This is a genomic window from Shinella sp. WSD5-1 (genome assembly GCF_963942435.1).
GTDB classification, from domain to species: Bacteria; Pseudomonadota; Alphaproteobacteria; order Rhizobiales; family Rhizobiaceae; genus Shinella; species Shinella yambaruensis.
This window is the reverse complement of the sequence record NZ_OZ012596.1, coordinates 878,713-905,004: the sequence shown is the minus strand read 5'-3', so window position 1 is coordinate 905,004 and position 26,292 is coordinate 878,713. Positions and strand designations below refer to the sequence as shown.

Below are 26,292 nucleotides of genomic sequence, written 5' to 3'. Positions count from 1 at the left end.
CCGGCCCCTTTTCGTCACGGCATGAACGCCATGATCATTCGTTGATCAACCGCTTCAGCAGTTCGATCTCGTGGCTGAGCTTGGTGTCGCCCGCGATCAGTTCCTCGATCTTGCGCACCGCGTGCAGCACCGTCGTGTGGTCGCGTCCGCCGAAGCGACGGCCGATCTCCGGGAAGGAGCGCGGCGTCAGCGTCTTCGACAGGTACATCGCGATCTGCCGCGGCTTGACGATGACGCGCGTGCGGCGGTTCGAGACCAGCTCCTGACGCGAGACGTTGTAGTGCTTCGCCACCACGCGCTGGATGTCCTCGATGCGCACCCGGCGCGGTTCGCCGGCGGCGACGAGGTGGCCGAGCAATTCGTCGACGCGCTCGATCGTGAGGTTCGGCTCGAAGGAGCGGCGGAAGAGCAGCTGGTTGAAGGCGCCTTCCAGTTCCCGGCCGCTCGCCGTGATGTTGCGCGCGACATGGCTCAGGATATCGACCGGGATATCGAGCGAAGCGTCCTCCTGCTGCGCGGCGGCGAGCCGGCGCTTGAGGATTTCGAGGCGCATTTCGTAGTCCGGCGCTTCCATCTCGATGGCGACGCCGCCCTGCAGGCGCGAGCGCACCCGCGGATCGAGCGATTCCAGCTCCCACGGCGCGCGGTCGGCGGCGACCACGACCTGCCTGGCGGAATCGAGCAGCATGTTGAGCAGGTGGCAGAATTCGTTCTGGATCGAATTGCCCTGCAGGAACTGCATGTCGTCGATGATCAGGAGATCGATGTTGCGCAGCGTCTCCTTGAGGGAGAGCGCATCATTGTCGCGGATCGCGGTCGCAAAGCGCCACATGAAGTATTCGGCCGTCAGATAGACGACGCGCGGGTTGCGGGCGCTTGCCAGCGCGCCGAGCGCGATCGCCTGGAGAAGGTGCGTCTTGCCGAGGCCGACGCTGGAATGGACGAAGAGCGGGTTGAAGCGCACGGCGCCGGCGCCGGCTTCCGCGATCGTGCGGGCAGCGGCAAGGGCGACGCGGTTCGACGTGCCCTCGACGAAGGCGTCGAACGTATAGCGCTGGTCGAGCGGCGAGCCGAAGAGCGGGCCGGACGGCTGCTGCACGCGCGGCTGGGCCGAAGCGGCAACCGATACCGCTGCGCTGGCGACGGGCTGCGGACCGCTCGCGGCGCGGCGCGGCTGCGCCTGCGGTGCTGCGGGCTCGGTGGCCGCCGCCTCCTCGGCGACGCCGGTGCGGGCGCCGCGGGTTGCGGTTCGCACCAGGATCTCCACCTTGAGGATTTCGGCATCCTCCTGCTGGAACAGGCTGGTGATGAGATCGAGATAACGATTGTTGATCCAGGACTTCAGGAACGTCGTCGGCACCGACAGGCGCACGACGCTCTTGGAAACGGAATGGACCTTCAGCCGACCGAACCAGCTCGCGAAGACGTCCGGGCCAACCTGCGCTTTAAGGCGCGCACTGACCCGCTCGAAAATCGCGTCCTGCTTCATATCGGATGGAACCCCCGCCGCCTGCGCCCCTTCTTGCGGGAGCGTTTTAAGTGCATTTTCCCCGTTTGCGAATGCACCAGCCGTTCTGGCCGTATTCATCTGCATCTTGCCGCCTTTCATGCTTCCTTCGCCACGTCGGCATTCCTGCCGGCGCCTTTCATGTTTGCCATCTCCCGACCGCGCCGAGCCATCGCCCGGTCCGGAACATGGTGCCCCGATCGTACCGACCCCCTACATTCGGCCCGATCCCGTTTCTCAAACACAATTCGGGTCCATCGGATCCGTTGTCATACCGGATCATCAAGTCCCGCCTGTGGCCGCGCCGCTCACTCCCTCGTCGAGCGTACGGCGGGCATGCCCTATCATCCGGCCGTCCTCACGGCCTCCTCAACCGGCGCAATCGAAAGTCACAAAACCCTTGCCAGTGTGCGGTGAGGCACCTGGGGCAAGCGTTGCCGGTTGGATGATTTTACGAAGCGGAGCCGCTCCGTCACAAGGGACAAACAACCACCGCTGCCTTTTGAAGCAGTCTTGTCGGCGATCATTTTAAGGCTGTGTCCGCGCCCCCTGTGGAAAGCATTTAGGCAGGATCAGGCACCAAGATCAATCACGAATTTTACGCAAAATTAAGGGGCGGCCGTTGACTCGCAAGCCCGTTCCTGACTCGGAATCAGGGGCCCAAAGGAGAATCTGTTAGGAATCAATGGCTTTGTTTTCGGGTCCTTTTCGGAAGGCTTGAAAAACGAAAAAAATAAAAATTCGCTTGACTCAGATTGCTGTCAAACTCCCGCAACGAAAGGGGGGAGGATGTCACCCAACCTCCTGCAAGTAACTGAATTTAAAGGATTTTCTTCGTCACTCTTTTGACACGATCAAGCCTTGCACATTAACCATGGCAGGTTCGAAAAACCAAAGAAAAAGCCCGGCGCAAGCGCCGGGCTTTTCCTAATATTGCATAGCTCGATGGGGCTATCAGGCCGACATCGTCTTCACGCGGTTCGCCAGACGCGAGACCTTGCGGGATGCTGTATTGGAATGGAGCACGCCCTTGGTGGCAGCGCGCATCAGTTCCGGCTGGGCAGCCTTCAGAGCGGCGGCGGCCGAAGCCTGGTCGCCGGAGGCGATGGCCTCTTCGACCTTGCGGATGAAGTTGCGGACGCGCGAGCGGCGCGACTTGTTGACTGCGGTGCGCGCGGCGATCTTGCGGGTCGCCTTCTTTGCCGAGGTTGTATTGGCCATTTATGCCTCTCTTCAGAAATCTGACACAAACTCCACCCTCGCCGTGCCGGGTCACTGCGACCTGTCATCAAAGCAATTCGGGAGCAATATCGGAAAACCTTGGAATTCGGCTTTCCAAACTGTGGGCGGCGTATAGCGGGAAACCACGACGACGTCAACGCGGATTCTGCAAGAAACGCCGCCCGGCGGACTAGCGATGCCGGAAGGCCGGCTTGCGCTTCTCGATGAAGGCCGCCATGCCCTCCTTCTGGTCCTCGGTGGCGAAGAGCGCATGGAACAGCCGGCGCTCGGCGCGCATGCCCTCGGCAAGGACGGTCTCGTAGGCGCGTCCCACCGCCTCCTTCGCCAGCATGGTGGCGGGCAGGGAATAGCCGGCGATCTTTTCCGCCGCGGCCAGCGCCTCCTCCAGCAGCCTTTCGGGCGCGACCACGCGGGCGACGAGGCCGGCGCGTTCGGCTTCCGCCGCGTCCATCAGCCGGCCGGTGAGGATGAGGTCCATCGCCTTCGCCTTGCCGAGGGCGCGCGTCAGGCGCTGCGTGCCGCCCATGCCGGGAATGATGCCGAGGGTGATCTCCGGCTGGCCGAACTTCGCCGTTTCCGAGGCGATGATGAAATCGCACATCATGGCGACCTCGCAGCCGCCGCCGAGCGCAAAGCCGCTGACGGCGGCGATCATCGGCTTGCGGCAGGCCGCCACGTCGTCCCAGCCGGCGGCAAGATCTTCCATCATGGCGTCGGCAAAGCCGTAGGGCTGCATCTCCTTGATGTCGGCGCCGGCGGCAAAGGCCTTTTCCGAGCCGGTGAGGACGATGGCGCCGATGCCGGCGTCCGCCTCGAAGGCGGCGAGCACGCTCTTCAGCTCGTCGAGCAGCTTGCGGTTCAGCGCATTCAGCGCCTGCGGCCGGTTGAGCGTGACGAGGCCGACGCGTCCGCGCGTCTCCACCAGCAGGGTTTCATAGGCCATGGTTCTCTCCTCTGTCTTATTTCTGGCAGGCGGCGCAATGGAAGGTGGAACGGCCGCTCTGCACGATGCGGCCGATCGTGCCCGTGCAGCCGGGCGTGCGGCAGGGCTCCTTCTCGCGGTCGTAGACGGAGAAGGAGTGCTGGAAGTAGCCGAGCGAGCCGTCGGCGCGGATATGGTCGCGCAACGTCGAGCCGCCCGCCTCGATCGCATCGGCGATCACCTGGCGGATCGCCTCGGTGAGGAGGACGAGCTCCTTCTTCGGCTTGCCCGCGGCCGTGACCAGCGAGCCCGCCAGCCTTTCCGGCGAAAGGTGCGCGCGCCAGAGCGCTTCGCAGACATAGATGTTGCCGAGGCCTGCAATGTTCTTCTGGTCGAGCAGGGCGGCCTTCAGCGGCGTCTGGCGGCCGCGGAACTTGGCGGCGATGTAGTCGGCGTCCAGCGTGTTGCCGGTCGGCTCGGCGCCGAGGTCGCGGAAGAACGCATGGGCGGCGATGTCCTCCCGCCGGGCGAGGTCCATGAAGCCGAAGCGGCGGGGATCGTTGTAGATGACGCGGCGCACGCCCTCGGGCGTTTCCAGGTGGAAGACGACGTGGTCGTGGCGCGTGTCCTTGCTGCGGGGGATGTGGAAATCGCCGGGCGGCTCGGCGCCCTCCACGCGGAAGGAGCCGGACATGCCGAGATGGGCGATCACCACGTCGCCGCCCTCGATATCGATCAGCAGATATTTGGCGCGGCGGCCGAGCGAGACGATGCTGCGACCGGACAAAGCCTCGGAAAAGGCCGGCGGGAAGGGAAAGCGCAGGTCCGGGCGGCGCAGCTCCGCCCGGCGGATCGTCGCCCCCTCCATGACGGGGGCAAGGCCCCGGCGCACCGTTTCCACTTCCGGCAATTCCGGCATCGTCTTCTCCTTCGATTTAACCTTGAGCGCATTTGCCGCGGCGCGGCATTTCCCTCTCGGCAATCTATGTCCTATATACCCGGCGAAGCGGCGGGCGCTGTGCGTGAGATAGCGCGGCGCCGGCCAATTCGCTATGGTCTTTGCGGCAATCCGGCTGCGACAGACCGGCCCATGGAGACGACGATGACGGAACAGCGCACATCCGCGGACGGCGGCATGGAAACCTCCTACGGGTTTCGCGAGGTGCGGCAGGGCGAGAAGCAGGCGCTCGTCAACGACGTGTTCCACAAGGTGGCCAAGCGCTACGACATCATGAACGACGTCATGTCCGCCGGCCTGCACCGGGCCTGGAAGGACGCGATGATCGCAAGCCTCAACCCGCGCAAGGACCCGTCCTACAGGGTGCTCGACGTTGCCGGCGGCACCGGCGACATCGCCTTCCGCATCGTGGAGGCTTCCGACAGGCTGGCGCATGCCACCGTGCTCGACATCAACGGCTCGATGCTTTCCGTCGGCGCCGACCGGGCGGCGAAGAAGGGCCTTTCCGCCAATCTCGATTTCGTCGAGGCCAATGCGGAGGACCTGCCCTTCGAGACCGGCAGCTTCGATGCCTATACGATCGCCTTCGGCATCCGCAACGTGCCGCGAATCGATGTCGCGCTGGCGGAGGCCTATCGCGTCCTGAAGCGCGGCGGGCGGCTGCTCGTGCTCGAATTCTCCGAGGTGGAGATGCCGCTGCTCGACCAGTTCTACGAAGCCTGGTCGTTCAAGGCGATCCCCCAGTTCGGCAAGATGATCACCGGGGATGCCGAACCGTACCAGTATCTCGTCGAATCGATCCGCAAGTTCCCGAACCAGCAGGATTTCGCGGCGATGATCCGCGCCGCCGGCTTCTCCCGCGTCACCTTCACCAACTACACCGGCGGCATCGCGGCGCTGCATTCAGGCTGGAAGCTGTGAGCATGGCCCGGTCCTCCTCCCAGCAGCACCTTGCCGCATGAGTGTTTTCGGCGCCTATCTTCGGCTCGCCCGCGTGGGCTGGGTCCTCGTGCGCGAGGGCGTCGTCTCGGCCCTGCCGACGGAGGGCATGCCGCCGCTCGCGCGCACCGCGCATACGCTTGCCGGTCTCTTCGAACGCCGCCGGGCCTCGAAGGAGGACCGCAGCGACCGCCTTGCCCGCGCCATCGAACGGCTCGGCCCCTCCTATGTGAAGATGGGCCAGTTCCTGGCGACCCGGCCCGACGTCGTCGGCGCCGAGATCGCCGTCGACCTTTCCGCCCTTCAGGACCGCATGGCGACCTTTCCGCGCGAAGCGGCCGTCGCCACCGTCGAAGGCTCGCTCGGCCGGCCGCTCGACGAGCTCTATGTCAATTTCGGCGACCCGATCGCCGCCGCCTCCATCGCGCAGGTCCATCCCGCGACGGTGCGCGATGCGACCGGCGAACGGCAGGTCGCGGTCAAGGTCATCCGCCCCGGCGTGCGCCAGCGTTTCGCCCATGACCTGGAAGCCATGTATGCCGCCGCGCGCCTTCAGGAGCGCATCCTGCCCAACACGCGCCGGCTGAAGCCGGTCGAGGTGACGCGCACGCTGGAGCAGACGACGAAGGTCGAGATGGATCTTCGCCTGGAGGCAGCCGCGCTTTCGGAACTCGGCGAAAACACCGGGAACGATCCCGGCTTCCGCGTGCCGAAGGTCGACTGGGAGCGCACGGGGCGCGACGTCGTCACCATGGAATGGATCGACGGCATCAAGATGTCGGACGTCGAGGGATTGCGCGCCGCCGGCCACGATCTCGACAGGCTGGCCGATACGCTGATCCAGTCCTTCCTGCGCCATACGCTGCGCGACGGCTTCTTCCATGCCGACATGCACCAGGGCAATCTCTTCGTCGATCCGCAAGGCACGATCGTCGCCGTCGACATGGGCATCGTCGGCCGGCTCGGCAAGAAGGAGCGCCGCTTCCTCGCCGAGATCCTCTACGGCTTCATCACGCGCGACTACCAGCGCGTCGCCGACGTGCATTTCGAGGCGGGCTACGTGCCCTCGCACCACGATACCGCCAGCTTCGCCCAGGCGATCCGCGCCATCGGCGAACCGATCCACGGCCAGCCGGCCGAGACCATCTCCATGGCAAAGCTCCTAACCCTGCTCTTCGAGGTGACGGAGCTCTTCGACATGGAGACCCGCACCGAACTCGTCATGCTGCAGAAGACCATGGTGGTGGTGGAGGGCGTTTCGCGCACGCTGAACCCCCGCTTCAACATGTGGAAGGCGTCCGAAGGCGTCGTCGGCGACTGGATCCGGGACAATTTGGGGCCGAAGCGGCTTTTGACGGACCTGCGCGACGGTGCCCATGCCGCCCTGCGGCTGGCCGAGGCGGCCCCGGAAATCGCCGCGAAGGCGGAAAAGCTTTCGCAGGACATCACCAGCATGGCCGAAAAGGGCCTGCGTTTCGATGCGGAGACCGCCGAAGCGATCGGCCGGTCCGAGGCCCGCCACAGTCGCTCCGGCCGGCTGGCGCTGTGGATCATTGCTGCAACACTCATCTATATCGCCTGGAAGCTTACCTGACGGGTTGCTTTCCCCGCGTTGACAACACCGGAAAATTGCATCCATATCGTCCGCTCCGAGGGTGGACGAAACTGAAATCATGCGTGTGTTGAAGCTGGGCGTTTCGGCCCTCGCGATCGTTGCGGGCTTTTATCCGGCGTGTGCGGAGGTTCTGCCGCGCGGTTCTACCGTCGATGGCGCCGTCGTGGATCGCAAATCCGGCGAGGAGGTGCGTTTCGTCGAGGTGGACAGCTGGCGCGGCGTCGAGGTCAACCAGGACCTTCTCGCCGGCGACACGCTTCGCACCAATGCCATCGGCAGCCTTGCCATCCGCTTTGCCGACAACACGCTGGTGCGCATGGCGCGCGAAACGGTCCTGCGCGTGCGCAAGATCGACGGCGCCTCGGACAGCCAGCTCAATCTCGAAGGCGGCACGATCTGGGGCCGCGCGGACCGCGGCGGCAGCGGGCTCACCGTCGATACGCCCGCGGCGGCAGCGGCCATTCGCGGCACGGACTGGACGCTGCGCGCCGAGGGCGACCGCACGACGCTGACCGTGCTCGAAGGCACGGTGGAGCTTTCCAACGCGCAAGGCACGGTGACGGTCGGACAGGGCGAAGGCGCCGTGGCGCGGATCGGCGAGGCGCCGCGCAAATACATCCTCGTCAATCTCAAGGAGCGCGAGCAGGTCCTGCTCTACAGCGAGGTGCGCGGCACCTTCGCGAGCCTGCCCGTCAGCGGCACGGAAAGCACGAAGGCCCGCGCCGAGCGGCGGCGCATCCTCGACACGCCGGAGGCCGGCCGCAGCCGCGAGGACTGGCTGACGCTCGCCGAGACGGCGCTCGCCTATGACGGCAGGGCGGCCGCCGAGGCCGCCCTTTCCCGCCTGCCGCGCCCGCTTCCCGCCGCGCTGGAGGCCCGCGCCAGCCTGGTCGAGGCGATGATCGCCGGCCAGGCCACGCGGTATGACGAGGCGATCCGGCTGTTCCGCAAGGCGATGCCGCATCTTTCCGGCGAGCGGCGCACCATGGCGCGCTACGGCGAGTGGATCGCGCTCTCGCTGGAAAACCCCGACACCGACGCCAAGGCACCGTCGCTGAACCAGACGCCAGGAACCGCCGGGGAGGCGATCGCCCAGGCGATCGCCATCGCCAATCTCCGGGGACAGGTCGAGGCGATCGAATTCCTCCGCAGGGCCGAGCCGCGCTTCCCGAACGAAGCGGCCCTGCCCGCCATGCGCGCCAGCCTCGCCTACGAACTCGACGACCGCGACGAGGTGCGCGCGGCGCTCGCCCGCGCCAGATCGATCGATCCCGACGATCCTGCCCATCTGCTCGTCAGCGCGCGGTTCCGCTCCACCGTGTCGAGCGACATCGACGGGGCGCTTGCCGAGCTCGACCGGGCGGTGAAGGCCGCGCCCGGCGACGACGCCGTGTGGAACGAGATCGGCATCCTGAAGAGCGACCGCAACGCCATCGTGGAGGCCAATGCCGCCCACCGGCGCGCCATCGCCCTCAACCCCGAAAACGCCGCGCTGCACGCCAATCACGCCCGCTTCCTGATGGACAACGACCAGATGGCCGCGGCAAAGGCGGCGATCGACGCCGCCGAGGCGCTCGATCCCACCTCCTATGCCGTGCTTGCCGCCAAGGGTCGCTATCTCCTGCGCATGGGCAGGACCGCGGAAGGCGAAAAGGTCCTGCAGGAGGCGGCCGCCGTCAACCCGACCGCCGGCGACGCGCTGATCGGCCTTGCCATCGCCAGCTACCAGAGCGGCGCCGACGCCGAGACCGCCCAGGCGCTCGACAATGCCGACCGTTTCGACCGCGACAATCCGAGCATCGCCCTCATCCGCGCCGGCATCGCGATCGATGAATTCCGCGCCGACGACGCCATCCTCAACGCTCGAGAGGCGCTGCGCCGCCGCCAGGCGCGCGGCGGCTACTATTCCGGCTACGACACCAACCGGCAGGTCTCCTCCTATCTCGGCGTGGCGCTCGACAATGTCGGCCTGACCGAATGGGGCCAATTCTATGCCGACCGCTCCTACGATCCCTTCGTCTCCACGACCTATGTCGACGAGGCGACGGCGGGTGGCGGCAGTCCTTTCGTCAACACGCCGCTCTCCGGCCTCGACCGCTCCTCCTCCGGCGGTTCCTCCATCGCATCGGAGCTTCAGGCGCGGCTGTTCGCGCCGCTGTCGATCGCCTCGGAAGAAAAGCGCAACAGCCTGGAGACCCGCAACTTCTTCGAGGCCTCGCTGGGCGGAACCCTTTCGCACTACGGCGCCGACATCGGCTGGGCGAGCGACATCCTCCTCCAGGGCACGAGCTACACGCCCGTGCCGGTCAGCTACTATCTCAAGGGCGATATCATCCGGCCGGAGAGCGCGCGCGAAAACGACGAGAACGATCTTCTGGGCGGGCTCTTCAACATCGGCATCAAGCCGACCCTGACGGACAGCGTCTATCTCTTCGGCAACAGGATCCGGCAGGAGGTCGGCTATCCGGGCCAGACCTCCAATCCCGCGCCCTTCAACGACAGCGTGACGGATGCCACCGAGTTCGGCGTCGCCTGGAGCCATGTCATCGGCGAGCGCAACGTGGTGCAGGCCTTCGCGGTCAACCGCCGGGTGGACGACCTGACCCGATACCGCTCCATTGTCGACGCCGATGAGAATGACGATATCCCGCCGATCACCTATCGCGTCAATGAAAAGTCGCGGGAGGACGTTTTCACCTATGGCGTCGGTCATCTCCTCGGCATCGGGCCGCTGACGCTGCGCTACGGCATGGAGGCGGCGGAGAGTGACTTTCGGGTCTCGGTGATCGAGACCGACCTGACGACCGGCGAGATCAAGGATCTCGGGGCCGCCAACGGCGGCAGCTCGACGACGCGGGCCTATATCGACGGCTATCTGGAGCTTTCCGACAGCCTGCAGGTGCAGGCGGGTGCCTTCCAGTCGCGCTTCGACGGCGACAGCCCGCGCTGGGGACCGGTCGACTACCGGCTCGGCATCGCCTTCGCGCCGAGCGACAGCCACTGGCTGCGCGCCTACTATCGGCAGGATACGCAGTTCGCCAGCAACTATACGCTTTCGCCCGTCACGACGGTCGGCCTTTCCCCGATGGAGCTGCCGCTCTTCCGGGGCGGGCAGACGCGGACGACGGCGGTACGCTGGGACGCCGAGTGGAACGAACGCTTCTTCACCGCAGTCGAATATCAGCACCAGCGCTTCAACGGCCTGACGCTGACGCCGGAAGACTTCATGGCGAGCTTCCTGACGGACACGGGCAAGATCGACCGCCTGCAGATCAGCGCCAACTACTGGGTCGGCGACGGCCTCGGCGCCTTCGGTTCCTTCACCTGGAACACCAGCAAGGACACCACGGCGGGCTGGGATCCCTCCTTCGACGTGCCGCTGGTGCCCGACTATGTGGCGCAGGTCGGCCTGACCTACGTGCACCCCGCGCGCTGGACGGCGACGCTCGCCCAGAGCTTCGTGGGCCCGCGGCTCGGCTCGCACTTTTTCGATGAGAACGACGCGCCGGCTGGCAGGACGCTCGACAGGTACTGGACGACGGACGTCGCGCTGACCTGGAAATCGCAGAGCGGGCACCTGGAGGCCGGCCTCAGCGTGCTGAACATCTTCGACAACGACATCGAGATGGCCGATCGCCTGCCAGGCCCCGGCCGCACCTTCCTCGCGACGATGAAGGCGCGATTCTGAGGGGGCGCTTGACCGGCATCCGGCGGGCGCTAGTCTTTCAGCGATGACCGATGAACCGCTGACCGCAACCGAGCCGCAGCCCTTTCTCGAACGGGTGCGCCGGCAATTGCGCGGGCTCTATTTCGGCCGCGACCGGGAGGCGATCCGCTTCCAGGCCGCCATGCTCCTCGTCGATATCGCAATCCTCGGCTTCTTCATCGCGGGCCCGTATCTGCGCAAGGGGCCGGCCTATATCATCGTCGATTATGTCATCGCCGCCGTCATCGCCTTCGAGCTGGGCGCGCGGGCGCTGATCGCGCCGAACCTGCGCTACTGGACGATGCGGCCAATGACCTGGGTGGACGTCGTCGTGCTCGGCACGCTGCTCTTTCCCAACCAGCTGCACAACTTCGCCTTCCTGCGCGTCCTGCGCATCTGGGCGATCAGCCAGAGCAAGCTGGTGACGCTGCTGCTGCACCGCATCGGACACGGCGACAAGGAAGAGGTCATCCAGGCCTGCGTGAACTTCCTCGTCTTCCTCTTCCTCGTCACCGGCTTCGTCTATAGCAACTTCTTCTACGGCGCGGAGGGATTCGAAGGCTTCGTCGACGCGCTCTACTTCTCCGTCGCGACCGTCACGACCACCGGCTTCGGCGACATCACCCTGCCCGGCACGCTGGGAAAACTCACCTCCATCGTCACGATGATCATCGGCATCTCGCTCTTCGTGCGGCTCGCGCAGGCGATCGTGCGGCCCTACAAGGTGACCTTCCCCTGCCCGCAATGCGGCCTCTCGCGCCATGAGACCGATGCCGTGCACTGCAAGGCCTGCGGCCATGTGCTGAACATTCCAAACGACGGCGCCTGAGGCAAACCACCCTGACTTGGCCCGACGTGTCTGTTCCCGCAGGACGGGAAAGGTGCTACTTTAGAAAAGCCGGAACAACCGGCGCCTCGCATTGCAAGACCGTATTCTCCAGAGGGCCAGAGGGGAGCCGTCCATGCGCAAGATCCTTGTTTCCATCGCCATTACCGCCTTGTCTTTCGGCGCGTCCGCCGCACCGTCGCTTGCCGGCATGATGCCGGATGCCGCGACGATCCGGCCGGCCGGCACCGTCGAACTTGCCACGCACTACTACGGCCACAAGCCGAAGTGCGTCTGGAAGAAGATCAAGAAATACGACTACTACGGCAAACTCGTCATCAAGAAGGTGAAGGTCTGCCACTAGGCGCCCTGCCGGCCTGACGGGACGGTTTGGGGAACCGCCGTCGGGCCAGGACCTGGAAATACCGCCGCAACGGGACAGGACGGGGCGACCGTCCTGCCGAGGATGGGTCGTGCGCTTTCCGCGCGTCCTCGAAGCGAGAAAACGCTCTATCTCTTTGTTTTTGCGCTGTTCCAAACGCAAAACCGCCGCGCACTTTTGCTGGAATTGGTCCAGCGTCTTGTTTTCATGCCGTTCCGGGCGCAAAACCGCTTCAGCGCTTTTGCTGGAATTGCCTAGGACCCGCCATGCCGCTTGCTGGAAAACGCATCCTCCTCGTCATGTCCGGCGGCATCGCCGCCTACAAGAGCCTCGACCTCATCCGCCGGCTGCGCGAGCGCGGCGCGGAGGTTCGTCCGGTCATGACGGCGGGCGCGCAGCAGTTCGTCACGCCGCTTGCCGTCGGCGCGCTTTCGGCCGGCCATGTCTATACCGACCTGTTTTCCCGCGAGGACGAGCAGGATGTCGGGCATATCCGGCTGGCGCGTGATTGCGACCTCGTCGTCGTCGCCCCCGCCACGGCCGACCTGATGGCGAAGATGGCGAACGGCCTTGCCGACGACCTCGCCTCCACCGTGCTGCTCGCCACCGACCGGCCGGTGCTGCTCGCCCCGGCCATGAACCCGAAGATGTGGGTGCATCCGGCGACACGGCGCAATGTCGCGACGCTGCGGGGGGACGGGCTCGCCTTCATCGGCCCCAATGCCGGCGAGATGGCGGAAAGCGGCGAGGCCGGCCTTGGCCGCATGGCCGAGCCGCTCGAGATCGTCGCAGCGGTGGAAGGCCTGCTCGACGGCGGGGCAAGGCCGCTGGCCGGCCGCAAGGCCGTCGTCACTTCCGGCCCGACCCATGAGCCGATCGACCCCGTGCGCTACATCGCCAACCGCTCCTCGGGCCGGCAGGGCCATGCCATCGCCGCCGCACTCGCCCGGCTCGGGGCCGAGGTGACGCTGGTCTCCGGTCCCGTCACGCTCAGCGATCCGCCGGGCGTCACGGTCGTGAAGGTCGAGCGGGCGGAGGAGATGCTGCAGGCGGTGCTCGCCGCGCTGCCGGCGGATATCGCCGTCATGGTCGCGGCCGTCGCCGACTGGCGCGTGGCGACACCGAACACGGAGAAGATCAAGAAGCAGCCGGGCGAAGGTCCGCCGCCCCTGATGCTCGCCGAGAACCCCGATATCCTGAAGACCGTCGGCCACAATGCCAAGCGCCCGAAGGTCGTCGTCGGCTTTGCCGCCGAGACGCAGGATGTCGAGAGCAACGGCCGCGTGAAGCTGCAGAAGAAGGGTGCCGACCTCATCGTCGCCAACGACGTCTCGCCGGAAACGGGCATCATGGGTGGCACGCGCAACAGCGTGAAGCTGATCACCGCCGGCGGCGTCGAGCAATGGCCGGATCTTTCGAAGGACGATGTCGCCGGCCGTCTTGCCGGCTGGATCGCCGAACGGCTTACCTGACGAGGGCGAGGCGCCTCTCCATCGCCAGCGCAGGCCGGCCGGCGGGAGAGAAGATGCGCACGTCGACGCCGTTTTCGCCGAGCACGACGGCGCTGCCGTCGGGGATTTCCACCCAGGCTTCCGTGTCGTCGTTCAGCGGCTCGGAGACCAGGCAGTAGCCGCCCGTCGCGCCCATCGGCGCGGCATAGAGCGTCGGCGCGGCGTAGTCCGTCGCATAGCGCACCGCATAGAGCTGGTCGCCATCCGTGAAGGCGGCGGTGAAGCGCACGAGAACGCGGCGCTCCAGATGGGCGGCGAGTCGCTCGACGAAGGCGATCGTCTCGGCCATGGCGCCGAGCGGATCGCGGGCAAGGCCGAACTGCAGGGCGAGCAGGAACAGCAGCTCGGAATCCGTCGAGCCGGTGCGGGCCGTGTAGAGATCGTTGTCCAGCATGGTTTCGAGCGGCCGGCGCAGGTGCTCGAAATCGGCGATCTGGCCGTTGTGCATGAAGGACCAGATGCCGTGGACGAAGGGATGGCAATTGTCGCGCCGCGTGCCGCCGCCCGTCGCGGCGCGCACATGGGCAAGGAAGAGCGGCGAGCGCACCTGCCTGGCGATGCTTCTGAGGTTGCAATCCGACCAGGCGGGCAGGATATCGCGATAGCGGCCGGGCTCCGGGCGCTCGCCATACCAGGCGATGCCGAAACCGTCGCCATTGGTCGCCGTCTTCGCGCGGGTGGCGCAATGGGATTGCTCGATCAGCGAATGGGCGGGCGAGGACACCAGTTCCTCAAGGAAGAGCGGCTCTCCACGATAGGCTGCCCAACGGCACATGACGCTATTCTCGCTTTCGAAGACCGGCACGAACCGGTGGTGGACCCGACGCATTAACCATGGCACTGCCCGGATTTTCAACGCAAATGGGTAAAAATGCGTTAACGAATGTAAACGGGCCGAAACCATGCGTGTCATTATGATGACGGCGGCAAAAGGCGCGGTTTCCGGGGGAACACGCGTTTTGTGAACGGTTCGTTTTCCGGGCGCCGGATTTCGTGAATAATGGCCGGGGCATGGTCCGATCGTGATGAACGTGCGCGAGGTGCAACAGGCGATGCGGGGACTGCAGAACGGCACCTTCATCACGCCGGCGCATTGACGCGCGGTCGCGAACCCCTATCCTTCCACCCTGTCCCGCGGCGGAAGGATGGACCATGCGGATCGACGGTCAATGCCATTGCGGCTTCGTCACCTACGAGGCCGAGATCGACCCGGAGGCGGTCTCCATCTGTCATTGCACGGATTGCCAGCGGCTGACCGGCTCGCCCTATCGCGTCACCGCGAGCATTCCGAAGGACGCCCTGCACCTCACCGGCAATCCACCGAAACTCTACACGAAGACCGCCGGGAGCGGCCGCAAGCGCCTGCAATATTTCTGTCCCGAATGCGGCTCGCCGCTGTTCACGACAGGCACCGGCGAGGACGCCGCGGCCTGGGGCATCCGCTGGGGCAGCATCAACCAGCGTGCGGCGCTGAAACCGACGCGCCAGATCTGGTGCCGCTCGGCCCTCGACTGGTTCGGCGAGACGGCGGCGCTTCCCGGCGCCGCGAGGGATTGAGCCATGGCGACAGGGCGCTTCCGGATCGTACGAACCGGCGTGGAAGGCATCGAGGCGGTCTTCGCCGACAGCCGGCATACGTTCGCGCGCCATACCCACGAGACCTACGGCATCGGCCTCATCGAAAGCGGCGCGCAGAGATCGGCGAGCGGGCGCGGTCTGGTGGAGGCGGCGGCCGGCAACACGATCACCGTGAACCCCGGCGAGGTGCATGACGGCGCGCCGCTCGGCGACGCACCGCGCGCTTGGCGCATGCTCTATCTGGAGCCGGCGCTCGTCCGCGCGGCGGCGGAGGATATTTTCGAAGGGCGCCCGCGCGAGGAATTCTACGCGCCGGTGCTGGACGACGGGCGCATCGCAGGCCTGGTTTCCCGGCTGCTCGCCCTGCTTCTTGACGCCGGCGCCGATGCGCTCGGCCGCGAGGAACAGCTTCTCCTGCTGCTCGCCGCCGTGCTGCGTGAAGAGGCGCCGCGACAGGACGGGCCGGTGGCCATAGGTCGTGCCCGCGACCGGCTCGACAGCGACCCCGCTTCGGCCGCGACGCTGGAGGACCTTGCCGGCGATTGTGGCGTCGGCCGCTTCCGGCTGGTGCGCGATTTCGCCCGGCTCACCGGCCTGACGCCGCATGCCTACCTGCTCCAGCGCCGCACCGAGCTTGCCCGCCGGCTGATCGCGGCCGGCACCCCGCTTGCCGAGGCCGCCATCGAAGCCGGCTTTGCCGACCAGAGCCACATGACGCGCAATTTCACCCGCCGCTACGGCTATACGCCCGGCGCCTATCTCGCCGCGCGCGCCTGAGCGGCCCGCATCCCGCAATTTCATTCAAGACCCCCGGCGCCCTTCCGGTGTTCCCTGCTGCCTTTCAACCCGCATGGAACCAGACATGACTTCCGAATTCCTCATCACCTCGCTCGTCGTCATCCTTCTGCCGGGCACCGGCGTGATCTATACGCTGGCGCTCGGCATCAGCGGCGGGTTCCGCGCCGCCGTCCTGGCCGCCTTCGGCTGCACGCTCGGCATCGTTCCGCATATCCTCGCCAGCGTGGTCGGCCTTGCCGCCGTGCTGCATGCCAGCGCGCTCGCCTTCGAGGTGCTGCGCTATATCGGCGTCGCCTATCTCCTGTTCATCGCCTGGAGCCTGCTGAAGGACAGCAATGCGCTCGATGTCGGGCCTGAGCAGGCACCGGCCGGCAGTGCGCTGAGGATCGTGCGCAAGGGCATCCTCACCAACATCTTCAACCCGAAGCTCTCGCTGTTCTTCCTCGCCTTCCTGCCGCAGTTCATCCCGGTGAGCGCCTCCGGAGATGCCACGGGCCAGATGCTTTTCCTCGGCGGCGTCTTCATGGCCCTCACCTTCCTCGTCTTTGTCGGCTATGGGGCGCTTGCCGCCGGCCTGCGCCGGCAGGTGCTGAGCCGGCCGGCGGTCATCGTCTGGATGCAGCGCAGCTTCGCCGCCGCCCTCGGCCTGATGGGCCTCCGGCTCGCGCTGTCCGACCGCTGACCGATCAGTTGCCGGACAGGTGGAAATGATGCAGCGGACCGTGGCCGGAGCCGACGGTCAACGCATCCGACAGGCGCACGGCACCGGCGATGAAGCGCTTGGCCGCCGCCACGGCATCGGCAAGCGCCTGCCCCTTGCCGAGCTCGGCGGCGATCGCGCTCGACAGCGAGCAGCCGGTGCCATGCGTGTTGCGCGTCAGCACGCGCACGCCCTCGAACCAGTGCAGCCGATCGGGCGTCGCGAGCACGTCGGGGCTCTCGCTGCCCGGCAGGTGCCCGCCCTTCAGCAGCACCGCCTTCGGCCCGAGGTCGAGCAGCCGCCTTGCCTGGTCCTCCATGCCGGCCCGGTCCACGGCCTCCGCCTCACCCAGAAGAGCCGCCGCCTCCGGCAGGTTCGGCGTGAGCACGCTTGCGCGCGGCAGCAGCTGGTGCACCAGCGCCGCCACGGCCTCCTGCGCCAGGAGCGAAGCCCCGCCCTTGGCGACCATGACGGGATCGAGCACGATGGGCACCGCGCGATGCGGCGACAAGGCGGCCGCCACCGCTTCGGCGATCTCCGCCGAGGCGATCATGCCGATCTTCACCGCATCCACCCGGATATCCGCGAAAACCGCGGCGATCTGTGCCGCCACGAAGTCGGGCGGGACCAGATGCACGCCGGAAACGCCCTGCGTGTTCTGTGCCGTCAGGGCCGTCAGCGCCGCCATGCCGTAGGTGCCGCGCGCGGCAAAGGTCTTGAGATCCGCCTGGATGCCGGCGCCGCCCGAGGGATCGGAGCCCGCGATCGAGAGAATGTTTGCGATTGTGTCGGCCATCTCGCCTCCTTCCCGGCAGGGGCGGCCTCGGGGTGGCGGCGATGCGGCACCCGTTCGACTCCCTCCGCCGGCATGATCCGGTTCAGGTTCAAAGGGTGCTTCTCAGCCCGCCTTCCGGCGGACGCCCCTGTCTTGAACGGGTTTTCGCAAATGACGCGGCGCCTGTCACGCCGAAAGTGGCGTCGCAGCGCGTTTGCCACCGGCGCCATGCATCCTTTTCCCCGAGAGCGGGGAAAAGGTGGCGGATTAAATCGTGGGCGGGTGAGCCCGCCCGCTCAGGCCTTGGTGACGTGGTATTCCTTGATGGCAACCATCTTGATCGCCGGATAACGTTCCGCCTCGTAGCGCAGCGAGAAGGCATCCTGCGCCAGGAAGACCGGGTCGCCGTCGAGGTCGCGGGCGATATCGCCGCGGCGCTGGGTGACGAACTTGTCCAGCTCCGCCGCGCTGTCCGACGAGATCCAGCGGCAGACGGAAAAGCGCGACATTTCGAAGGAGACGGGCAGGCCGTATTCCGCCGAAAGCCGCTCCTTCAACACGTCGAGCTGCAGCGCACCGACGACGCCGACGATGGCGGGCGAGCCGTCTTCCGGCGAAAAGAGCTGCACGACGCCCTCCTCCGCCATCTGCTGGAGCGCTTCCTTCAGCTTCTTGGCCTTCATCGCATCCTCCAGCCGCACGCGGCGCAGGATTTCCGGCGCGAAGTTCGGCACGCCTTCAAAGACCAGCGCCTCGCCTTCCGTCAGCGTGTCGCCGATGCGGAGCGTGCCGTGGTTGGGGATGCCCACCACGTCGCCGGCATAAGCCGTATCGGCCAGCTGCCGCTGCGAGGCGAAGAAGAACTGCGGGGCCGAAAGGCCGATCGTCTTGCCCGTGCGGGCAAGGCGCACCTTCATGCCGCGCTCCAGCATGCCGGAGCAGACGCGGGCGAAGGCGATGCGGTCGCGATGGTTCGGGTCCATGTTCGCCTGGATCTTGAAGACGAAGGCCGTCATCTTGTCTTCCGAGGCATGCACCTTGCGCACGTCCGCCACCTGGTCGCGCGGCGGCGGCGCGAAGGCGCCGAGCGCGTTGATGAGGTCGCGAACGCCGAAATTGCGGAGCGCCGAGCCGAAGAAGACCGGCGTCATGTGCCCTTCGAGGAAAGCTTCCTGGTCGTAGGGCCGGCAGGCCTCGCGGGCGAGCTCAAGCTCCTCGGTGAAGGCGGCCCGCTCGTTTTCCGGCAGGTTCTTCGCCACCACCGCCGGGTCGTCGATCCTCGTCGGCTGCACCTGCGTGTCCGAGCCGCGGAAGGTGCGGTCGGCCAGGTGATAGGAGCCGCAGAAGGTCTTCGAGCGGCCGACCGGCCAGGTGACCGGGGCGGTGTCGAGCGCCAGCTTCTCCTCCACCTCGTCGAGGATTTCGAACGGATCGCGGCTTTCGCGGTCCATCTTGTTGACGAAGGTGATGATCGGGATGTCGCGCAGGCGGCAGACCTCGAACAGCTTGAGCGTGCGCGGCTCGATGCCCTTGGCGGCGTCGATGACCATGACGGCCGCATCCACCGCCGTCAGCGTGCGGTAGGTGTCGTCGGCGAAGTCCTCGTGGCCGGGTGTATCGAGAATGTTGAAGACGTTACCGTCATATTCGAAGGTCATCACCGAGGTGACGACGGAGATGCCGCGTTCACGCTCGATCTTCATCCAGTCCGAGCGGGTCTGGATGCGGTCCTTCTTCGCCTTCACTTCGCCGGCGAGCTGGATGGCGCCACCGAAAAGCAGCAGCTTTTCCGTGAGGGTGGTCTTACCGGCGTCCGGGTGCGCGATGATCGCGAAGGTGCGGCGGCGGGAGACCGCCTCTGCAAGGGTTTCGGCCATTTTCTGCAATATCCTGTGAGTTGCCGCGGTCTTTACAGGCTCCGCCGGGAAGATGCAATTGACGGGGTGGGACTGCGGCCGGCTTATGGGCGCATGAACGCACATGCTCCCACCCAGCCCACGCTCTGCCTTCTCCGCCTGCCGCATGGCGCGGACATCGCGCTTCCCGCCTACGAGACCGGCGGCGCCGCCGGCATGGACCTGCGCGCCGCCGTGGCGGAAGACCAGCCGCTGACGCTGCCGCCCGGCCAGCGCGCCCTGGTGCCGACCGGTTTCGTCTTCGAGATCCCGGCCGGCTACGAGGGACAGGTCCGCCCCCGCTCCGGCCTCGCCTTCAAGAACGGCATCACCTGCCTCAACACGCCCGGCACGATCGACAGCGATTATCGCGGCGAGGTAAAGGTGCTGCTCGTCAATCTCGGCGAGGAGCCCTTCGTCATCGAACGGGGCATGCGCGTCGCGCAGATGGTGATCGCGCCGGTCACGCAGGTTGCCGTGCGCGAGGTGGAGACGGCGGGCGAGACCACCCGTGGCGCCGGCGGTTTCGGCTCCACCGGCGTGCGCTAGGGCCATGCCCGACCGCAAGGGCCTTTCCTTCCGCTCGGACTATTTCGGCGACGGCGCCGCCTGGCGGGCGCTTGCCGGCCTCCTCGAAGACATCTTCGACATCGACGTGACGGTGATGGACCGGCTCGGCGGACCGGACCCGACGAGCATGCCCTTCGCCTGGTTCGACGATGCCGGCCGCTGTATCGCCAATATCAGCGCGTTTTCCCTGCCGCTTGTCGTCAACGGCACGTTCGTGCGCGCCGCGGGCCTGCAATCGGGCGCCGTGCGGCCGGAATACCGCGGCAAGGGGCTCTATCGCGATGTCATGGAAGCGGCGCTCCGGCACTGCGATGCGGAAGGGTTCGAGGCCGTCGCGCTTCTGACCGATACACCGGACCTCTACCATCGCCACGGCTTTCGCGCGCTGGCCCAGCATCGTTTCTCCGGACCGGCACCGGCAGGCGGGCGGGCCGGACCGCTCCGGCGGCTCGATATCGGCAGCGAGGTCGACCTTACGCTGCTCGGCCGCCTGCTCGATGGCCGCCGGCCGGTGTCCGATCGCTTCGCGCCGCTCCGGCAGAAGGAAATGTTCCTGTTCAACGCCGCGCTGATGCCGGACCTCAGGCTCGACCTGATGGAAGAGGCGAAGGCCGCGATCGCCTGGCAGATGGGCGAGGACGGCGGCTTCGATCTCCTCGATGTCGTCGGCGCGCGCATTCCGAGCCTTGCGGACATCCTGGCGAGCCTGCACCTCGCACCTGCCCGCGTCACGGTGCACTTCGCGTCCGATCACCTCGTCTGGGCGGGCACGGCCGTGCCGGACGAAGGCGACATGGTTTTCATGCTGCGCGCGGCGGAAGACCTCGCGCCGGAGCAGCCTTTCGCGCTGTCGCCGATGGCCGCGTTCTGATCAGCGGCGCCATCATCCGGCGCCGTGTGAACAAGCCGGCGCGGCCGGGCGGTAAACAGGGGCGATGGAGCCGGAGAGGGCGATCCGGGGTCAAGAAGACCGGCAGGAAGCCCCATGAAGAAGAGTTTTCGCGTTCCGTCGTGCGGCAACGCCCGCATATCGAAGGCGCCGCGCGAATCGGGGCGGAGCGCCTGCCTGACGGGCTGGCCGAGATAGCGCGCCGGCAGACCGCAGGACGCGATGCGCGTTCGTCTTGTGCCATTCGAGGCGCGAAACGGCTTCGCACTTTTGCCGGAATTGCGCTAGAAGAGCGCAGTCCCTTGGAGTCCGTCATGACCGTCGCCGTCCTGCTTGCCTATTGCGGTGCCCTGTTCATCGCCGCCATCATTCCCGGTCCCGGCATCACGGCGATCGTCGCGCGGGCGCTCGGCTCGGGTTTCCGGCCCACCTTCTTCATGGGCCTCGGCCTCATCCTCGGCGACATGATCTACCTGACGGCGGTCATCCTCGGCCTTGCCTTCATCGCCCAGACCTTCACCACGACCTTCATGCTGATCAAGATCGCCGGTGCGCTCTATCTCGGCTACATCGCCTGGAAGCTCTGGACGAGCGGCCTCATCCCGCAGGACATCGAGGCGCGCGCCTCGACGAGCATGGCCCTGTCGTTTCTCTCCGGCCTGTTCGTGACGCTCGGCAATCCGAAGACCATGCTGTTCTACGTCGCGCTGGTGCCGACCTTGGTCGATCTCGAGGCGATCGGCCTCGAGGACTACGGCATGCTGCTTGCCGCGACCTTCGTGGTGCTCATCGTCGTGCTCGTACCCTATATCGCGCTCGCCTCGCGCGCCCGGCTTCTCCTCAGGCAGCCGAAGGCGCTGCAGCGGATGAACCGGGTCGCCGCCGGCATTCTCGCCGGCACGGCCGCCTATATCGCGACCCGCGCGGCGTGAGGGACCATCCGGTTTTGCGCCGCTAGCGTTTCCGCTTTTCCGCAAATCCCGAAAACGCTCAATCTGTTTGTTCCCGCGCACGTCCGGGCGCAAAACCGCCGCACCCTTTTGCCGGAATTGCGCTCAGTGCGGGATTATTCCGCTTTCGGCGCTTTTGTCGCGAAATCCGGACTCGTCTCCGGCGCCATTCGCTCCTATCTTTTGCGGAACGAGAACCGAGGGAGCACCCGATGACCGACACCCGCAAACCCGGCCGCGGCCGTATCTACGCCTCCATCACCGAGACGATCGGCGACACGCCCATCGTGCGGCTCGACAAGTTCGCCAGGGAAAAGGGCGTTTCGGCCACCCTTCTTGCAAAACTCGAATTCTTCAACCCGATCGCCTCGGTGAAGGACCGCATCGGCGTGGCGATGATCGAGGCGCTCGAAGCCGACGGGAAGATCACGCCCGGCAGCTCGACGCTGGTCGAGCCGACCTCGGGCAATACGGGCATCGCCCTCGCCTTCGCCGCCGCCGCCAAGGGCTACCGCCTCATCCTCACCATGCCCGAGACCATGTCGATCGAGCGGCGCAAGATGCTGGCGCTGCTCGGCGCCGAACTGGTGCTGACCGAGGGGCCGAAGGGCATGAAGGGCGCGATCGCCAAGGCGGAGGAACTGGCCGCCACCATTCCCGGCGCGATCATCCCCCAGCAGTTCGAAAATCCGGCCAACCCCGAGATCCACCGCCGGACGACGGCCGAGGAGATCTGGAACGACACGGACGGCGCGGTCGACATCCTCGTTTCCGGCATCGGCACCGGCGGCACGATCACCGGCGCCGGCCAGGTGCTGAAGGCGAAGAAGCCCGGCCTCAAGGTCGTCGCCGTCGAGCCGGCCGACAGCCCGGTCCTGTCCGGCGGCAATCCCGGCCCGCACAAGATCCAGGGCATCGGCGCCGGCTTCGCCCCGGCCGTGCTCGACACGGCGATCTATGACGAGATCGTGACCGTGACGAACGACGAGGCCTTCGAAAATGCCCGCCTCGTGGCGCGGCTGGAGGGCGTGCCCGTCGGCATCTCCTCCGGCGCGGCGCTCGCCGCCGCCGCCAAGGTCGGCAGCCGCCCGGAAAATGCCGGCAAGACCATCGTCGTCATCATTCCCTCCTTCGCCGAGCGCTATCTTTCCACCGCGCTCTTCGAAGGCCTCGGCGGCTGACGCCCTCCGGCCCGCTGCGCCATGCGCATGGCGGGCCGTTCCCGGCTCCCTTTCTCATCACCTTTCCCTCGGCGTTTGCGACATTCTTCGCGCGGCCGCATTCTATGACGCGGTTCTTGCGCCGCTCGGCTACGCGCGGGTCTGGTCGGTTATCCGCCCCGGCGAGCCGGGCCAGGCTGTCGGCTACGGCCCGCCCGGCGGCGGCGACAAGCCCTGCCTGAAGGATCACGGCACGGCCGCCACCGCGCCGGGGCCGGGCTTCCACATCGCTTTTGCCGCACCGAGCCGCGGCGCGGTCGATGCCTTCCATCGGGCCGCCCTTGCCGCGGGCGCGACCATGGCCCACCCGGACTGCGCCTCCCCTACGGCCCGACCTACTATGCCGCCTTCATCATCGATCCGGACGAACACCGCATCGAAGCCGTCTGCAAGGACCCCGCGGGACCGCCCGCCGGCAGGTGAACCGTTCGTCCGCGCCCGATCGGCAAGGCTCAGCCATGCCCGCATAGGGCATCGGCATACCAGACCCACGCTCCCACTCTCCTTCGGCGGGACCGCTGCCTTCTTCCCGAAAACTCACGCCGCCGCGGAGAGCCGCTCGCCGGCGATGCGATAGGAAATCGCCTCCGCCAGATGGATGCGGCCGACGACCGGCGCCTCGTCGAGATCGGCGAGCGTGCGGGCGACCTTGAGGATGCGATGGTAGCCGCGCGCGGAAAAATGCATCTTCTCCGCCGCATCGCGCAGGAGCTGGAGACCGCCGGGATCGGGCTCCGCCACCTTTTCGACGAGCGCGGTCGAGGCGCGCGCATTGCTGGTGACGGAAGCCATGCCGAGCCGGGCGAAACGGTCGATCTGCAGGGCACGGGCACGGGCGACGCGGCGGGCGACGGTCTCGCTGGCCTCGGCGGCCATCGGGCGGATGAGGTCCGTCGCGGAGACGGCCGGCACGTCGATGCGGATATCGATGCGATCCATCAGCGGGCCGGAAATGCGGGCCTGGTAGTCGCTCATGCAGCGCGGGCCGCGGGCGCAGGTCCGGCCGGGTTCGCCCGCCATGCCGCAGCGGCAGGGGTTCATCGCCGCAACGAGCTGCATGGCGGCGGGATAGCTCACCCGGTGGTTCGCCCGGGCGATGATGCATTCCCCGGTCTCGAGCGGCTGGCGCAGCGCATCGAGCGCCTGGGGCGAGAATTCCGGCAGCTCGTCGAGGAAGAGCACGCCGTTATGGGCCAGCGAGACCTCGCCCGGCCTTGCCCGCGACCCGCCGCCGACGAGCGCGGCCATGGTGGCGGAATGATGCGGCGCGCGGAAGGGCCGGCGATCCGACAGCCGGCCGCCGGAAAGCTGGCCGGCGATGGAATGGATCATCGAGACCTCCAGCAGCTCCCGCGGCGAGAGCGGCGGCAGGATGGCGGCAAGGCGCGCGGCCAGCATGGACTTTCCCGAGCCCGGCGGGCCGACCATCAGGAGATTATGGTTGCCGGCCGCCGCCACTTCCAGCGCCCGCTTGGCGCTTTCCTGGCCGCGGATATCGGCAAGGTCCGGCAGGTCCGCGGCTGCCGCCCGGATTGCCGGCGCCGGCCGGGACAGGACCTGCGTTCCCTTGAAATGATTGGCGAGCGCAATCAGGCTGCGCGGCGCCAGGATATCGAGGCCGCTGCCGGCCCAGGCGGCTTCCGCGCCGTTTTCCGCCGGACAGATCAGCCCCTTGCCGAGCGCGTTCGCCCCCATGGCGGCGGGCAGCGCCCCGGCGACGGCGGCGATCGTCCCGTCGAGGTTCAGCTCACCGATGACGACATAGTCCTCCAGCGCATCGCCCGGCACGGCGCCGAGCGCCATCATCAGGCCGAGCGCGATGGCAAGGTCGTAGTGGCTGCCTTCCTTCGGCAGGTCCGCCGGGGCGAGATTGACCGTCACGCGCTTCGGCGGCAGCGAAAGGCCGGAGGCATGCAGGGCCGCCTGCACCCGCTCGCGGCTTTCGGCGACCGCCTTGTCCGGCAGGCCGACGATCTGCATGCCCACCTTGCCGGGCGCCACCATGACCTGCACGTCGACGGGCACGCCCTCGATGCCCTGGAATGCGATCGTCCCGACCCGCGCCACCATGATTGCCTCCGCCCGTTCCCGCGGCGCTGCGCCATTCTCGGCGCAAGGCTACCGCGACACGTTTTCGCCGAAAACGTCCCCTGCACCCGCCCCTGGGTTGCATCTGCAAATCTGGCATGGAATCCGGAATGAAACAAGAACAATCATAGAACTTGCGAGAGAATTTTCCGCGCGCCGGTTGCAGCCGGTTGCATTTGCGGAACGAAGGCGGGACGTTCGCGAACGGAACGTCCCGCAAAACCCTTCGAGGCGGGCCGCAAGACGCTCAGCGCTTGCTTTCGATGGCGTCCCACAGCAGGGCGGAGATGTCGGCGCCGCCGAATTTCCTGACTTCCCGGATGCCGGTCGGGGAGGTCACGTTGATCTCGGTCATGTAGTCGCCGATGACGTCGATGCCGACGAAGAGGAAGCCGCGCTCGCGCAGCGCCGGGCCGATGCGGGTGCAGATCTCCTTTTCGCGGGCCGTCAGCTCGGTCGGCTCCGGGCGGCCGCCGGCATGCATGTTGGAGCGGGCGTCGTGTTCGGCAGGCACGCGGTTGATGGCGCCGACCGGCTCGCCGTCGACGAGCAGGATGCGCTTGTCGCCCTTGCGCACGTCCGGCAGGTATTGCTGGGCGATGAAGGGTTCGCGGAACATCTGGCCGAACATTTCGAGCAGCGAGGAAAGGTTGCGGTCGTCCTTGGTGGAATGGAAGACGCCGGCACCGCCATTGCCGTAGAGCGGCTTCAGGATCATGTCGCCCATCTCCTCGCGGAAACGGCGGATTTCGGCGGGATCGCGCGTGATCAGCGTTGCCGGCATGAGGTCGGCGAATTCGGTGACGAAGATCTTCTCCGGCGAGTTGCGCACCCAGGCGGGGTCGTTGACGACAAGCGTCCTGGGGTGGATGCGCTCCAGGAGATGCGTCGAGGTGATGTAGGACATGTCGAAGGGCGGGTCCTGGCGCAGGAGCACCACGTCCATCGTCGAGAGGTCGACGCGCTCGGGCGTGCCGAGCGTATAGTGATCGCCCTTGACGTCGCGCAGTTCCATCGGCTCGACGGCGGCATAGACCTTGCCGTCGCGCAGGCTGAGGCGGTCGGGCGTGTAGTGGAACAGCCTGTAGCCCCGGTTCTGCGCCTCCAGGCTCATGGCGAAGGTGGAATCGCCGGCGATGTTGATGGTCGACACATGGTCCATCTGGACCGCGACGTTCTTGATCTTTGCCATGAAAAGTCCCCTCAGGAATGCCCGACACA

General features: G+C 66.8%; 22 protein-coding genes, 1 pseudogene and 1 riboswitch. Of the genes and pseudogenes, 14 read left to right on the top strand and 9 right to left on the bottom strand.

What is annotated here, in order from left to right; translation table 11 throughout:
* Positions 1-34: 34 nt before the first annotated feature.
* The 4 genes from dnaA to mutM form a co-directional block, all read right to left on the bottom strand.
* Positions 35-1,489 carry a chromosomal replication initiator protein DnaA gene (gene dnaA / locus AABQ55_RS04285; protein ID WP_272804215.1) on the bottom strand — a complete coding sequence of 485 codons (1,455 nt, stop codon included), beginning with the start codon at positions 1,487-1,489 and terminating at the stop codon, positions 35-37.
* Between the two features lie 972 nt (positions 1,490-2,461).
* Positions 2,462-2,728, bottom strand: a complete 267-nt coding sequence (gene rpsT / locus AABQ55_RS04280; RefSeq protein ID WP_023514010.1) for a 30S ribosomal protein S20 — start codon at positions 2,726-2,728, stop codon at positions 2,462-2,464.
* Between the two features lie 190 nt (positions 2,729-2,918).
* Positions 2,919-3,692 (bottom strand): enoyl-CoA hydratase, encoded by a 774-nt coding sequence (locus AABQ55_RS04275; protein ID WP_244767229.1) that lies wholly within the window; start codon positions 3,690-3,692, stop codon positions 2,919-2,921.
* Positions 3,693-3,708: 16 nt separating this feature from the next.
* Positions 3,709-4,590, bottom strand: coding sequence for a bifunctional DNA-formamidopyrimidine glycosylase/DNA-(apurinic or apyrimidinic site) lyase (mutM, locus tag AABQ55_RS04270; protein ID WP_272807385.1), 882 nt, complete (start codon positions 4,588-4,590; stop codon positions 3,709-3,711).
* 183 nt (positions 4,591-4,773) lie between these two features.
* On the opposite strand from mutM, the gene ubiE reads away from it, so the two are divergent.
* From ubiE to coaBC, 6 genes are all read left to right on the top strand, one after another.
* The gene (gene ubiE / locus AABQ55_RS04265; RefSeq protein ID WP_244767227.1) at positions 4,774-5,550 is read left to right on the top strand and encodes a bifunctional demethylmenaquinone methyltransferase/2-methoxy-6-polyprenyl-1,4-benzoquinol methylase UbiE; all 777 of its coding nucleotides are present in this window, start codon (positions 4,774-4,776) and stop codon (positions 5,548-5,550) included.
* A 37-nt stretch (positions 5,551-5,587) separates the two neighbouring features.
* Positions 5,588-7,162, top strand: coding sequence for a 2-polyprenylphenol 6-hydroxylase (ubiB, locus tag AABQ55_RS04260; protein ID WP_272807384.1), 1,575 nt, complete (start codon positions 5,588-5,590; stop codon positions 7,160-7,162).
* Positions 7,163-7,241: 79 nt separating this feature from the next.
* A complete protein-coding gene (locus AABQ55_RS04255; protein WP_272807383.1) occupies positions 7,242-10,871 on the top strand; it encodes a FecR domain-containing protein in 3,630 nt (1,209 codons plus the stop codon).
* Positions 10,872-10,914: 43 nt separating this feature from the next.
* Complete coding sequence (locus tag AABQ55_RS04250) at positions 10,915-11,718, top strand: ion channel (RefSeq protein WP_244767224.1); 804 nt, start codon at positions 10,915-10,917, stop codon at positions 11,716-11,718.
* Between the two features lie 133 nt (positions 11,719-11,851).
* Positions 11,852-12,079: a hypothetical protein gene (locus AABQ55_RS04245; RefSeq protein ID WP_244767223.1), complete on the top strand. Its 228-nt coding sequence runs from the start codon at positions 11,852-11,854 to the stop codon at positions 12,077-12,079.
* Positions 12,080-12,363: 284 nt separating this feature from the next.
* Positions 12,364-13,569, top strand: a complete 1,206-nt coding sequence (coaBC, locus tag AABQ55_RS04240) for a bifunctional phosphopantothenoylcysteine decarboxylase/phosphopantothenate--cysteine ligase CoaBC (protein ID WP_272807382.1) — start codon at positions 12,364-12,366, stop codon at positions 13,567-13,569.
* On the opposite strand, the gene AABQ55_RS04235 is transcribed toward coaBC, so the two are convergent.
* A complete protein-coding gene (locus AABQ55_RS04235) occupies positions 13,562-14,383 on the bottom strand; it encodes a class II glutamine amidotransferase (RefSeq protein WP_272807381.1) in 822 nt (273 codons plus the stop codon). The two genes, coaBC and AABQ55_RS04235, sit on opposite strands and share 8 nt — an antisense overlap.
* A gap of 377 nt (positions 14,384-14,760) precedes the next feature.
* Here AABQ55_RS04235 and AABQ55_RS04230 point away from each other — a divergent pair, with 377 nt between their 5' ends.
* The 3 genes from AABQ55_RS04230 (at position 14,761) to AABQ55_RS04220 (ending at position 16,666) form a co-directional block, all read left to right on the top strand.
* Positions 14,761-15,165 (top strand): GFA family protein, encoded by a 405-nt coding sequence (locus AABQ55_RS04230; protein WP_272807380.1) that lies wholly within the window; start codon positions 14,761-14,763, stop codon positions 15,163-15,165.
* Between the two features lie 3 nt (positions 15,166-15,168).
* On the top strand, positions 15,169-15,963 hold the full coding sequence (locus AABQ55_RS04225; protein ID WP_272807379.1) for an AraC family transcriptional regulator: 795 nt from the start codon (positions 15,169-15,171) through the stop codon (positions 15,961-15,963).
* An 85-nt stretch (positions 15,964-16,048) separates the two neighbouring features.
* Positions 16,049-16,666 (top strand): LysE family translocator, encoded by a 618-nt coding sequence (locus AABQ55_RS04220; protein ID WP_272807378.1) that lies wholly within the window; start codon positions 16,049-16,051, stop codon positions 16,664-16,666.
* 4 nt (positions 16,667-16,670) lie between these two features.
* On the opposite strand, the gene thiD is transcribed toward AABQ55_RS04220, so the two are convergent.
* On the bottom strand, positions 16,671-17,480 hold the full coding sequence (gene thiD, locus AABQ55_RS04215; protein ID WP_272807377.1) for a bifunctional hydroxymethylpyrimidine kinase/phosphomethylpyrimidine kinase: 810 nt from the start codon (positions 17,478-17,480) through the stop codon (positions 16,671-16,673).
* A 42-nt stretch (positions 17,481-17,522) separates the two neighbouring features.
* A riboswitch (TPP riboswitch) is annotated at positions 17,523-17,619 on the bottom strand.
* 136 nt (positions 17,620-17,755) lie between these two features.
* Complete coding sequence (locus AABQ55_RS04210; protein WP_272807376.1) at positions 17,756-19,336, bottom strand: peptide chain release factor 3; 1,581 nt, start codon at positions 19,334-19,336, stop codon at positions 17,756-17,758.
* Between the two features lie 93 nt (positions 19,337-19,429).
* Between AABQ55_RS04210 and dut the strand changes: the two genes are divergently transcribed.
* The 5 genes and pseudogenes from dut (at position 19,430) to AABQ55_RS04185 (ending at position 23,406) form a co-directional block, all read left to right on the top strand.
* The gene (gene dut / locus AABQ55_RS04205) at positions 19,430-19,903 is read left to right on the top strand and encodes a dUTP diphosphatase (RefSeq protein ID WP_272807375.1); all 474 of its coding nucleotides are present in this window, start codon (positions 19,430-19,432) and stop codon (positions 19,901-19,903) included.
* Positions 19,904-19,907: 4 nt separating this feature from the next.
* Positions 19,908-20,795, top strand: coding sequence for a GNAT family N-acetyltransferase (locus AABQ55_RS04200; protein ID WP_272807374.1), 888 nt, complete (start codon positions 19,908-19,910; stop codon positions 20,793-20,795).
* A gap of 332 nt (positions 20,796-21,127) precedes the next feature.
* Positions 21,128-21,745, top strand: a complete 618-nt coding sequence (locus AABQ55_RS04195; protein WP_272807373.1) for a LysE family translocator — start codon at positions 21,128-21,130, stop codon at positions 21,743-21,745.
* Positions 21,746-21,975: 230 nt separating this feature from the next.
* Positions 21,976-22,944 carry a cysteine synthase A gene (gene cysK / locus AABQ55_RS04190; protein ID WP_244767213.1) on the top strand — a complete coding sequence of 323 codons (969 nt, stop codon included), beginning with the start codon at positions 21,976-21,978 and terminating at the stop codon, positions 22,942-22,944.
* An 82-nt stretch (positions 22,945-23,026) separates the two neighbouring features.
* Positions 23,027-23,406: pseudogene (locus AABQ55_RS04185) on the top strand (VOC family protein).
* 114 nt (positions 23,407-23,520) lie between these two features.
* Here the strand turns inward: AABQ55_RS04185 and AABQ55_RS04180 are convergent.
* Entirely contained in the window at positions 23,521-25,053 is a 1,533-nt protein-coding gene (locus AABQ55_RS04180; protein ID WP_272807372.1) for a YifB family Mg chelatase-like AAA ATPase, read from the bottom strand.
* 265 nt (positions 25,054-25,318) lie between these two features.
* Positions 25,319-26,263: a glutathione synthase gene (gshB, locus tag AABQ55_RS04175; protein WP_272807371.1), complete on the bottom strand. Its 945-nt coding sequence runs from the start codon at positions 26,261-26,263 to the stop codon at positions 25,319-25,321.
* Positions 26,264-26,292 lie beyond the last annotated feature (29 nt).